Raw genomic sequence first — 11,095 nt, forward strand, 5'->3', positions numbered from 1 at the left:
TTTACATCGTCGCCGGAGACGGTAAGTGTGTACATCACAACCGTCAAGGGTTCGCGCAAGGACGGCCGTTGCCGGAATAATTGCCTGCAAAAGCCCTTTTCTGCGGCGACTGCCTCACTACGTTCAGGCCATGACCACACAGGTGGAGCCCGCGGCCGTCCCCGGAACCCGACCCGCCGAACAGCACCCCGAGGAAGCATTTTGAATCGTTCAAAGAAGTGGGCGCACTACACCCCGTGCACTATTGCAAGTGGCGGAGGATACACTCCCGCGCCTCGAAAACGATATCCGACCCGGGAAGCGCCGTCTCAGTGCGCATCACCCGTTGCTGTCGGGAACATCGGACACACCGCCCGGCCAAGACGATCCGAACAAAAACGGCGAGCATGACGTCCGTCTGCACGGCGAGCATGTCTCGTGGTGCCGCCCTGGAGGTCGGCGATGCCGCCGCGCAGGGCTTCCTGCCAGTACGTCCGAGCCTCGGTGCGCCGGGCCCGAGCCAGGACCCAACCGTGAACCCGGCCACTGAGGGTGGAACCGTGGCTGACGCGGTGAAGGTAGTGATCGACGGCGCGCCGCCAGATGCCGTCGCCGAGCGTATGGCCCAACCGTGCGGGTGCCGATAAATCATCCGGCCTGCTCAGGCGGCATGCTGGTACTCGTGCAGGGTTCCGCCGAGCCGGTCTCGTCGGCGGACCTCAAGGTGCCCGATCTGCTCTGGCACGTTGATCGGTGCAGGCAGTGGGCGCAGCGGCGCGGCTTGTCCCAGAGCTCGGTGCGGTCGATGGCAGTTGTAGAAGCTCTCGAACTCGCGGAGCGAGTGCAGAAGGTGGCTCTGGTTCCAGATCAAGGTGCGGTCCAGCAACTCACGCCGGCACGTCTGTATCCAGCGCTCCATGAAGGAGTTCATCCGCGGTATCCGAATGCCGGTGGTGACAACGTTCAGCCCGGCATCGGTCAGCAGGTCGTCAAAAGCGGCCGTGAACTTCGAGTCGCGGTCGCGGATCAAGAACCTGGCCCTGCTGCCCGCGTCCTCGAGCCGCACGATCCACTCCGCCGTCGGGTGTGCGCTGGCGCCTACATCGACAACCAGAAGCGGCCAGCCTGACCCTCACCCCGCAGACGCAGAGAACTCCGGCGCTTCGCGCCTCCCTGCCCAGGATCGCAATCCCGCCCGGCCTCAGGGCCGGGATTCCCTACGAACAACAAGGGATGGATGCCGGGGTCGACGTGCGGCTACTACGTCTGGTCGCTCTTGGACAACTTCGAGTGGAACCTGGGCTACGCCAAGCGCTTCGGAATCGTTCGGGTCGACTACGAAACGCTCGAGCGCACTCCGAAGGACAGCTACCGCTGGTACCAGCGGCTGATCGCCGCCCACCGTGGCTGATCAGAGCGCCTGAGCAGCGTGAAAGGCATACTCCCCCATCGTCCACCGCCTCGCTCCCGACTCAGCACGTCGGTCCATCGACGTGCTGCCCGGCAGCGAGGCCGAGCGCGTGCGGCTCCTCCTGAGGCGCCTCGCTGCTGAGCAGCACGGGCCGTACGCTGACGTGCACCGGGCCCGGGAGCGGTTCGGGACGCCGCCGGGTCCTGCGGACCCCGGTCGGCTCATCCCGTCCCGTACCCACCGCCCGACAGGGCCCGCAGTGCCGAGGTCACGGCATCGGCCATCGCCCGGCGCGCCGCGGTGAGGGCCGGCCGGGGGTCGACGGCCGTGGGCGCCGCGGCGAGTGTGTCGCGGACCGCGCCGGTGAAGGCGGCGTTCAGCGCCGTACCGATGTTGACCTTGACCATGCCGGCAGCCACCGCCTGCCGGAGCTCTCCATCGGGCACGCCCGTCGAGCCGTGCAGGACCAGCGGCACGCGGACCGCCTCCGCGAGGCGGGCGATGAGACCGTGGTCCAGCCGGGCGGTGCGCGTGGTCATCGCGTGGGAACTGCCGACCGCGACGGCGAGTGCGTCGACCCCGGTGGCGGACACGAACTCGCGCGCCTGGTCGGGGTCCGTACGCGCCGAGGGTGCGTGCACTCCGTCCTTGCCGCCGATCTCGCCGAGTTCCGCCTCCACCCACAGATCCCGGGCGTGCGCCCACCGCGCCGCGGCGCGCGTGGCGGTGACGTTCTCGGCGTGTGGCAGCGCGGACGCGTCGAACATGACGGATCCGAAGCCGCAGTCCGCGGCGCGGCGCAGCAGCGTTTCGTCGGTGACGTGGTCGAGGTGCAGCGCCACGGGGACCGTGGCCGCCTCGGCGAGCGCGGCGGTGGCGCGGGCGATCGGGCGAGCCGGCTGCCGTGGAACCGCACTGCGTTCTCGCTGATCTGGCAGATAACCGGGCAGCCCGCGGCTTCCGCCCCGGCGACCACGGCCTCGGCGTGCTCCAGGGTGATCACGTTGAACGCGCCGACGGCCCGTCTGTCGCGGCACGCGGAGCTCACCACGTCGGCGGTGGGAGTCAGCGGCACGGACGACCTCCGATTGCGGCGTGCGAGGATCGCGGCAGCGGCAACAACGACATGCGGAACGTGCAGGGTTTTGCTCGTTTGACGACCATAAAACACCCAATCAAGCGCTGTGGTTTCATGGTGGTGCGCACATCGTGGCGCACACCAGTGACAGGGAGTTGTGAGACATGGCGGCACCGCAGGCCCGGTGGAGCGCGCTGCTGGAGATGCTGACGCGTGACGGGCGGATCGAAGTCGAGCCGGCCGCCGAGGAGTTGGGGGTCTCCGCCGCGACGATCAGGCGCGACCTCGACGAGCTGGCCCGCCAGCAGATGGTCACCCGCACGCACGGCGGAGCCGTGATCAACGCGATCGCCTACGACCTGCCCCTGCGCTACAAGGCCGCGCGCAACGCTCCGGAGAAGGAGCGGATCGCGCACGCGGCCGCCGCGCTGGTGAAGGCCGGCGCCGTGGTGGGGCTGAACGGCGGCACCACCACCACCGAGGTGGCGCGGGCCCTGGCCACCCGTGCCGACCTGAATTCCGGCGGCGCGGAGACGGCGGTCACCGTGGTGACCAACGCCCTGAACATCGCCAACGAACTGGTCGTACGGCGCCACGTCAAGCTCGTGGTGACCGGCGGGGTGGCCCGGCCGGCGTCCTACGAGCTGATCGGGCCGCTGGCCACCGAACTGCTCGCGGAGATCGCCCTGGACCAGGTCTTCATCGGGGTGGACGCCATCGACGTGGCCCACGGGGCGACCGCCCACCACGAGGGCGAGGCCAGCATCAACCGGGCGCTGGCCCGCCGGGCGCAGCAGGTCGTCGCGGTCGCCGACTCCTCCAAACTGGACCGGCGGGCCTTCGCCCGCATCTGCCCGGTGGAGGACATCGACGTCCTGGTGACCGACAAGGCCGCCCCGGACAAGCTGACCGAGTCGTTCGCGGCGGCCGGGGTGGAGGTCATCCGCGCCTGACACCCCCCACCCCGCCCCTGCCCGCCCCGGGCGCGACGCGCGTCCCCGCCTCATCCCCGGACGCCGCCCGCCGTCAGGCCGGCGACGAGGTAGCGCTCCACGAAGACGAACAGCACCACCACGGGCACAATCGCGACGAGCGACGTGGCGAACAGGTACTGCCACTGCTCGTGGTACGAGGTGACGAAACCGGGAATCGCCCTGGTCAGGGTCATCCGGTTGCTGGACGCGGTGATGGTGAGCGCCACCACATACTCGTTCCACGCGCCGATGAAGGTGTAGACGAGCGCGGTCACCACCCCGGGCATCGCGAGCGGCAGGACGACACGGGTGAGGGCGCCGAACCGCCCTGTGCCGTCGAGCCAGGCCGCCTCCTCCAGTTCCCGGGGAATGCTCGCGAAGTACGCGTTGAGGATCCACACGCAGAACGGCAGGTTGAACGCCGCGTTTACCAGGATGAGGCCCTCGGCGGTGTCGGTCAGGTCGAGGCTGACCATCTCCCGGTAGATGCCGACCAGGAGCGCGGTCGGCGCGAACATCTGGGTGACAAGTACGAGCAGCAGGAAGGCGCCGCGCCCGCGGAAGCGGTGCCGGGCGGTGTAGTACGCGGCGGGCAGCCCGACGGCCAGGGCGAGCAGCGTCGCGGCCCCGGCGACGTACAGCGAGAACACCAGCGCGTCCGCGACGCGCGGGTCGGTGAGCGACCAGATGTGCGTGAAGTTCGACCACTGCCATCGGGAGGGCAGGTAGGACGGCGGGGACTTCATCAGTTCGGGTGTCGGTTTGAGCGCCGTCAGCAGCATTTCCGCGTAGGGCGCGAGAAACGCCAGCGCCACCAGCCATCCGACGGCGGTGAGCAGGACGGTGCGCAGCTTCATCGGCCTTGGCCGCCTTCTGCGCGGCGCGGCTTTGTGAGGGCTGTTCACTCGGTGGCCTCCTGTCCGCGGACGACGCGTAGATAGATCAGCACCACAGCCAGGACCAGCCCGAAATTGACGACGGCCATGGCGGCCGACTCCCCCACCGACTGGTTGTCGAAGGCCAGTTTGTACAGGTAGGTGGTGGTCGTGTCGGTGGCGAAGCCGGGGCCGCCGCGCGTCATGGCCCAGATGATGGGGAACGAGTTGAACACGTTGATGACGTTGATGATCGCGGCGACCACCAGCGAGGGCCGCAGCAGCGGGAGGGTGATGCCCAGGTAGCCGCGGACCGGACCGGCACCGTCCACCCGCGCCGCCTCGTACACCTCGGCAGGGATGCTCTGCAGACCGGCCAGCAGGACGAACGAGGTGAACGGCAGCGAGACGAACACCGCCACGCCCATCATGGCGGCCAGGGCAGGCCCCGGTTCGGCCAGCCAGTTGACCGGGGCGTCCAGCACGCCGAGGTCCATGAGCAGCCGGTTGACGACGCCGTAGAAGTTGTTGAGCATCCAGCGCCAGATCAGCGCCGTCATCAGCACGGACGAGGCCCACGGCACGATCAGCGCCCACCGCACCAGTCGGCGCCCGGGGAACCGGGAGTTCAGCAGCTGGGCCAGGCCGAGAGAGACCAGGATCGTGACGGTGACGACCCCGACGACCCACACGAGGGTGCGCAGCAGCACTCCGGGCAGGTCGCCCTCGGCGAACAGGTCGGTGTAGTTGCGGACTCCTGCGAACCCCTGGGACTGTCCGGTGGAGCTCACCCGTGTCAGGGACGTACGGATCATCTCGACGACCGGCCAGACGACCATGGTCAGGATGAGGAGGGTCGCGGGACCGAGCCACAACAGCGGCTCCAGCGCGCGCCATGTCCTGCGACCGCGGCGCGGCGAGGGCGGCGCAGGCGCCGCCGGGGCCGGGTGTTCGGTCCCGGCGGCGCTCACGGTGACATCGTGGACGGCCACCGAGGTCAGTCGCCCTTCTGCGCGGTCTTCTGGATCTCGCCCAGGACCTTGGCCGGGTCGCCGCCCGCCACCGCCGTGCCGATGCGCTGTTTCACGGCGCCGTCGACCGCGGCCCACGCGGGGTTGTCGGTGGGGGCGAACTCCGCGTCGGCAAGGGCGTCGACGAACGGCTTGTAGTAGGCGGCGTTCCGGCTGTCCGAACTCAGCGCCTCACCGGCCGACTTGGTGACCGACAGGAAACCTTCGGTGGAGACGAACTCGGCGGCGTTCTCCTTCTGGTAGAAGAAGTCGAGGAACTTCTTCACCGCCGTCTTGTTCAACCCGTCACCCTTCTTGAACGCGACGAGGTAGTCCTGCACGCCGAGCGTCTTGTGTGTACTGCCGTCCTTGCTGGGCAGGGCCGCGACACCGTAGTTCAGTTTCGCGTCGACCGGGTCGATGAAGCCCTTGCGCATGAAGACCGCCCCGTTCAACATGCCGATCTTGCCCTGGGCGAACTCGTTGAAGACGTCCTTGCGGTTGGTGGCCTCCGGGTTGGGCTGGGTGACCTTCTCCTTCGTCAGTTTCCGCAGATAGGTGAGCGTGTCGACGTTGGCCTGCTGGTCGATCGCCCAGTCGCCCGAGCCGTCGGTCCAGCCGCCGCCGTTGTTCATCGCCCAGATCTGGAACTCGGCCTGGGCCTCCTCGGCCCCCAGGGGTAACCCGAGGCCGATGTATCCGGCCTGCTTGATCTTCTTGGCGTCGGCCTCGACCTCGGCCCAGGTGGACGGTGGCCGGGCGATGCCCGCCTTGGCGAAGATGTCCTTGTTGTAGAAGAACAGGCGCGCGCTGGAGATGAACGGCAGGCCGTACTGGGCTCCCTCGTACTGTGCCTTCTGCCGGAACAGCGGGAGGAAGTCGCTCAGCACCTCGGGGGAGACGACGTCCTGCGCCTTGTACACCAGGCCGTCGCGGGCGAAGTCGGAGAACTTGTTGTAGTTGAGGATGTCGGGTTCCTGCTTGGTCTGGACGTACGTCTTGACCTTGGAGTCCATCTGCTCCCAGTCGACGACTTCGAGATTCACCCGGTAGCCGGGGTTCGCGGCTTCGAAGTCCTTGATCAGCGCCGTCCAGTAGGCCTGGGTGTCGTCGTCGTACTTCGCCGCGACGAACCTGATCGTCTTTCCGTCGGATCCGCCGCTGTCCGATGAGCTGCCCTTGCCGCATCCGGTGAGGGCCAGTGCCAGTGCCAGGGCCAGTCCCCCGGCGAGGCCCGCGAGGTGCCGTTTCACGGAGTACCTCTCCGCACGCATGGCGTGCTTGGTCAAGCGCGTGCCCGCCTGATTGCGCGCCCGCTTGCTTGTTTATGCTCGATTATCGGTGTTATCAATCATCTAACGACATGATGCTCAATGAAACGCGCACGGCGTCAAGGGCCGCCGCATCACGTATCGGTCACGCCGTGCGCCCGAGAGGGGAGACCTCCCGATGAGTCAGACCGAGATCGAGATCGCCACCCAGCCCGACTGCTGGCGGCAGGCCGTGGCGCTGGCCCGGCAGCCCGAGGGCCCCGCCTCCGCCTCGCTGCCCCGGCCCGGCGAACGGGTGGCCGTCGTCGGCTGCGGGACGTCCTGGTTCATCGCCCAGGCGTACGCGGCGCTGCGGGAGTCGGGCGGCTACGGCGAGACCGACGCCTTCCCCGCCTCCGAGATGCCGACGGGGCGCGCCTACGACCGGGTGGTCGCGCTGACCCGGTCCGGCACCACGACCGAAGTGCTGGAGCTGCTGCGCCGGCTGCGCGGGCGCACCCCCATGACCGCGGTGACCGCGGTACCGCAGGCGCCGGTGACGGGCCTGGCGGACGCCGTCGTCCTGCTCGACTTCGCCGACGAGACCTCGGTCGTCCAGACCCGGTTCGCCAGCACCGAACTGGTGCTCCTGCGGGCGCATTTGGGCGAGGACCTCGGACATCTCCCGCGGCAGGGGCACTCGGCACTGGACGAACCACTGCCGGCCGGGGTCCTCGAGGCCGAGCAGTTCACCTTCCTGGGCCAGGGCTGGGCATACGGGATCGCCCAGGAGGCGGCGCTGAAGATGCGCGAGGCGGCGTGCGCCTGGACGGAGGCCTATCCGGTGATGGAGTACCGGCACGGCCCGATCAGTGTCACCGGACCCGGCCGTGTGGCGTGGTGGTTCGGGGACCCGGCGGCCCTACCGTCCGGTCTCGCCGACGACATCGCCCGCACCGGCGGGCAGTTGGTGGCACTCGGCCGGGACCCGCTGGCGGACCTCGTCGTGGTGCACCAGCTGGCCGCCACCCTCGCCTCGGCACGCGGGCTGGACCCGGATAATCCGCGCCATCTGACCCGTTCCGTGATCCTGACCTGAGCGGGCGTCCCCGGAGGGATCTCGGGGAGGTCGCAGAATTTACCCGGCCGTTACGAGCGGTTTCCGGGCCCGTTGAGGCCTCTCAGCGGGACCGGGAACCGACCGCCACCAGGGACAACAGCTGCTCCACGAGAACCCTCGGGGCACTTGAGAGGCTGCCTGCCCCGCATGTTGACAGGTGGTAGCTGCCGCAAGAACATGAGCGAAATCAATTGAAATCTTGCATCTGCACGCAGCATCAAGCAGATCGCAGCCCTGCCCGGCACCGCGCTTCCTCGTGACCATGCACTCCGCACGCCAACAGCACCACGCACCGCCGCTCCTGAGTCACCGTCCTGTCCGACAGGAGGACACGAGTGCACGCCCGACTGAGCAGTCCCGGCAGCCTGTTGCTCGCTGCCGCGCTGACCGCCGCCATGCTGATCGCGCCCGTCACCGGCTCCACCGCCGCGGCAACGGCCGCCGCCCGCCCCACCACCGGCGGGCCGAAGGTGGTCCGCACTGCGCACGCCGTCACGGTCTCCGTGCCGGCCTCCGCCAACGCCCCCGGCTACACCCTCGACGTGGCCACCGACGAACTCGCCCTGACCACGCGCCGCGCCGGGAAGACCGTGCTCGCCACCGCCTCCGGCGACACCGGCGCCCTGCGCTTCACCGCGGCCGACGGCACGTGGCAGCACGCGACCGGCGTCACGGACTGGACATGGAAGAACGGCGTCCTGACCGTCACCGCCGACAGCACGCTCGTCGGAGCCACCGTGCAGGCCCGGATCACCCCCGGCGCCGACCGCTACCAGCTCGACTGGGACGTCCACGGCGGCGGACCGAAGCAGCTGGGCCTCGCCTACGACCTGTCCTCGGCCGGCCACTGGTACGGCCACGGCGAGGCGGAGACCCCGCAAGGCGGTCCCGGTGTCAACCAGCCCTGGCCGCTCGACGCCGGCGAGGTCGACCACAAGACCTTCGGCCCGGCGTCGTACAACATGATCGACCCGTTCTGGTACACCTCCCACTCGACCGGTCTGCGCGTCGACACCGGGAACGTCATGGACGTGGCGCTCAACAAGGGCAAGGACGGCCTCGGCACCTTCACCGTCGAGTCGCCCGACACCTACAAGGCCACCGTGTTCGTCGAGTCGACCCCGCTCGAGGTCTACCGCGACTACATAGGCATCGTCGGCAAACCGGCCAAGAGCGACGCCCCGTACGAGCAGTACGCCAAGCCACTGTGGAATTCCTGGGCGCAGTTCTACACCAAGGTCGACCAGGAGAAACTGCTCGATTACGCCACCGACCTCCACGACAACGGTCTGGACGGGCACACCATCCAGCTCGACGACAAATGGGAGTCGAACTACGGCAATCTGACCTGGGATCCCAAGACCTTCCCCAATCCCAAGGACCTGTCCGACAAGATCCACAACATGGGGTTCGACTTCGGTATCTGGGTCACTCTGTGGATCAACCTGGACTCCGACAACTACCAGTACGCGGTCGACCACGGCTATCTGCTCATGGACGCCAAGGACACGACCAAGCCGTGCGAAGTGACCTGGTGGAACGGCCAGGCCGGGATCATCGACCTGGCGAACCCCGACGCCAAGGCCTGGTACGAGGGCAACCTCAAGAAACTCATGGACACGTACAACATCGACGGGCTGAAGTTCGACACCCGCTTCTTCGACGAGAAGTGCGCGCCGCGCGAAGGCCACCAGGCCACGGACTACCAGAAGCTCGGCACGCAGCTCGCCGACGAGTTCGACCTCCAGGGTGCCGGCATCCGGGTGCACTGGAACCAGACGGCCCACGAGGCGGGGTTCGTCACCCGCCAGGTCGACAAGGGCACCGGCTGGGACTCCCTGCGCGCCTCCGCCACCCAGAACCTGGCCATTTCGACCATCGGCTACCCGTTCATCGAGTCCGACATGATCGGCGGCTCCGGCGGCCAGCCGGCACCATCGAAGGACGTGCTGGTGCGGTGGGCGCAATCCGCCTCGCTGATGCCGCTGATGTACGCCTCAACATCCCCAGTCGACACCAACGACACCACCACCGGGCAGAAGGTGGACTACGACCAGGAGACGGTCGACCTCTACCGGCAGGCGATCAAGACGCACGAGAAGCTCGCCCCCTACATCTGGGACCAGGTGCAGAGCACCCTGAAGACCGGCGATCCGATCATGCGGCCGCTGTTCTTCGACTTCCCGAAGGACGAAGCGAGTTACACGGTCACCGACGAGTGGATGCTCGGCCCGGCCGTACTGGCCGCGCCCAAGCTGAGCACCGGCGCCACCCGCTCCGTTCATCTGCCGCCGGGCACCTGGTACGACGTGAACCAGGGCACCGTGATCCGCGGCCCCAAGACCCTCAAGGGGTATGCGGCGCCGCTCGGCGTCACCCCGGCCTTCGTCAACCTCAAGGCCAAGGGCGCAGCCAAGGCCATCAAGGCGCTCAAGCGCGACGACGCTCCGGCCGCCTCCGTCCTGATCACTCCGGACGCCCCGTCCACCGACTCCGGTACACCGTTCGAGGTGACCACCGAGGTGACCAACTGGGGCACCCGGACCCTCAAGAACGCCAAGGCGGCACTGGAGCTTCCTGACGGCTGGAGCGCCAAGGCGACCAGCCCGACCACAGCGAAGTCCCTCAAGAGCGGCGCCACACTCACCACCGCCTGGACGGTGACCCCGGCCGTCGACGCCCGCTGGGGCAACCACGACCTCACCGGCACCGTCACCTACAACGGGTCGCAGAAGGCCTCCGACACCGTGCCGGCGCAGGTGAAGGCCGCCCCGGGCAGCGTGCAGGAGCCGTACCGGACGACCGACACCACCTCCGGCGACGCCCAATACGCCCAGGCCGGCGACCAGTTCGCCATCTGGGCGGGCGGCCAGGACCTGTCCGGCTGGAAGGACGAGAAGGGGGTCATCTACCGCGACGACGCGGCCGGCGAGAAGGCCATCGTGCAGGCCCAGTTGGTGTCCCAGGACAGCGCCTCACCGGTCGGCAAGGCAGGCATCGCCCTCGCCAACGACCTGACCGCGCCGGATAAGGGCGGCTACGCGGTGCTGGTCATGACCCAGCAGTACGGACTTGAGTTCATGACCGACAGCGACGGCGACGGGAAGCTCGACACCTGGGCGGGCGGCGGCTCCACCTATCACCCGGCGTATCTCAAGCTGACCCGGGACGGCGCCACCTACACCGCGTACGCCAGCAAGGACGGCGACACCTGGTCGCAGGTCGGCACCGCCCAGGTGCCGTCGGCCGCCGGCACCGGTGACGCTGGGATGGTCGCCAGCGCGGCCAACGTCAACTACCCCGGCGAGAACATCGAAGCCGTCTTCAGCGGATTCTCCGTCACTTCCTGACACAGCAGGCGCCACCGATACCACCGGCGCCATTGGCATCACCCCGCT

Annotated in this window: 6 protein-coding genes and 4 pseudogenes; 4 read left to right on the plus strand and 6 right to left on the minus strand. The window is 68.5% G+C overall.

Features of this window, described 5'->3' with window-relative positions:
• Window positions 1-416 precede the first annotated feature (416 nt).
• Together ACFVWD_RS41725 and ACFVWD_RS41730 are read right to left on the minus strand one after the other, a co-directional pair.
• Window positions 417-611: pseudogene (locus ACFVWD_RS41725) on the minus strand (hypothetical protein); the annotation flags it as partial.
• 29 nt (window positions 612-640) lie between these two features.
• Window positions 641-1,081, minus strand: a pseudogene (locus ACFVWD_RS41730) (integrase core domain-containing protein); the annotation flags it as partial.
• A 131-nt stretch (window positions 1,082-1,212) separates the two neighbouring features.
• On the opposite strand from ACFVWD_RS41730, the pseudogene ACFVWD_RS41735 reads away from it, so the two are divergent.
• Window positions 1,213-1,390: pseudogene (locus ACFVWD_RS41735) on the plus strand (family 1 glycosylhydrolase); the annotation flags it as partial.
• Window positions 1,391-1,611: 221 nt separating this feature from the next.
• On the opposite strand, the pseudogene ACFVWD_RS41740 reads toward ACFVWD_RS41735, so the two are convergent.
• Window positions 1,612-2,465 (minus strand): annotated as a pseudogene (locus tag ACFVWD_RS41740) (ketose-bisphosphate aldolase).
• A gap of 167 nt (window positions 2,466-2,632) precedes the next feature.
• Here ACFVWD_RS41740 and ACFVWD_RS41745 point away from each other — a divergent pair.
• Window positions 2,633-3,421 carry a DeoR/GlpR family DNA-binding transcription regulator gene (locus tag ACFVWD_RS41745; RefSeq protein WP_389603149.1) on the plus strand — a complete coding sequence of 263 codons (789 nt, stop codon included), beginning with the start codon at window positions 2,633-2,635 and terminating at the stop codon, window positions 3,419-3,421.
• Between the two features lie 50 nt (window positions 3,422-3,471).
• On the opposite strand, the gene ACFVWD_RS41750 is transcribed toward ACFVWD_RS41745, so the two are convergent.
• From ACFVWD_RS41750 to ACFVWD_RS41760, 3 genes are read right to left on the minus strand one after another with little or no spacing between them, the layout of a single operon-like run.
• Window positions 3,472-4,299, minus strand: coding sequence for a carbohydrate ABC transporter permease (locus ACFVWD_RS41750; protein WP_389603150.1), 828 nt, complete (start codon window positions 4,297-4,299; stop codon window positions 3,472-3,474).
• 44 nt (window positions 4,300-4,343) lie between these two features.
• Complete coding sequence (locus ACFVWD_RS41755) at window positions 4,344-5,288, minus strand: carbohydrate ABC transporter permease (RefSeq protein ID WP_389603151.1); 945 nt, start codon at window positions 5,286-5,288, stop codon at window positions 4,344-4,346.
• A gap of 26 nt (window positions 5,289-5,314) precedes the next feature.
• On the minus strand, window positions 5,315-6,601 hold the full coding sequence (locus ACFVWD_RS41760; RefSeq protein ID WP_389603152.1) for an extracellular solute-binding protein: 1,287 nt from the start codon (window positions 6,599-6,601) through the stop codon (window positions 5,315-5,317).
• A gap of 175 nt (window positions 6,602-6,776) precedes the next feature.
• On the opposite strand from ACFVWD_RS41760, the gene ACFVWD_RS41765 reads away from it, so the two are divergent.
• Complete coding sequence (locus ACFVWD_RS41765; protein WP_389603153.1) at window positions 6,777-7,676, plus strand: SIS domain-containing protein; 900 nt, start codon at window positions 6,777-6,779, stop codon at window positions 7,674-7,676.
• 416 nt (window positions 7,677-8,092) lie between these two features.
• Entirely contained in the window at window positions 8,093-11,047 is a 2,955-nt protein-coding gene (locus ACFVWD_RS41770) for a TIM-barrel domain-containing protein (protein ID WP_389603171.1), read from the plus strand.
• Window positions 11,048-11,095: the final 48 nt, after the last annotated feature.

The sequence above is a fragment of the Streptomyces sp. NPDC058086 genome (assembly GCF_042885015.1).
GTDB lineage: Bacteria > Actinomycetota > Actinomycetes > Streptomycetales > Streptomycetaceae > Streptomyces.

Excerpts from the sequence above, each read along its gene's own strand:
- ACFVWD_RS41750 (WP_389603150.1), bottom strand. The coding sequence starts at position 4,299 with ATGAAGCTGCGCACCGTCCTGCTCACCGCCGTCGGATGGCTGGTGGCG.
- ACFVWD_RS41760 (WP_389603152.1), bottom strand. The coding sequence starts at position 6,601 with ATGCGTGCGGAGAGGTACTCCGTGAAACGGCACCTCGCGGGCCTCGCC.
- ACFVWD_RS41765 (WP_389603153.1), top strand. The coding sequence starts at position 6,777 with ATGAGTCAGACCGAGATCGAGATCGCCACCCAGCCCGACTGCTGGCGG.
- ACFVWD_RS41770 (WP_389603171.1), top strand. The coding sequence starts at position 8,093 with ATGCTGATCGCGCCCGTCACCGGCTCCACCGCCGCGGCAACGGCCGCC.
- ACFVWD_RS41745 (WP_389603149.1), top strand. The coding sequence starts at position 2,633 with ATGGCGGCACCGCAGGCCCGGTGGAGCGCGCTGCTGGAGATGCTGACG.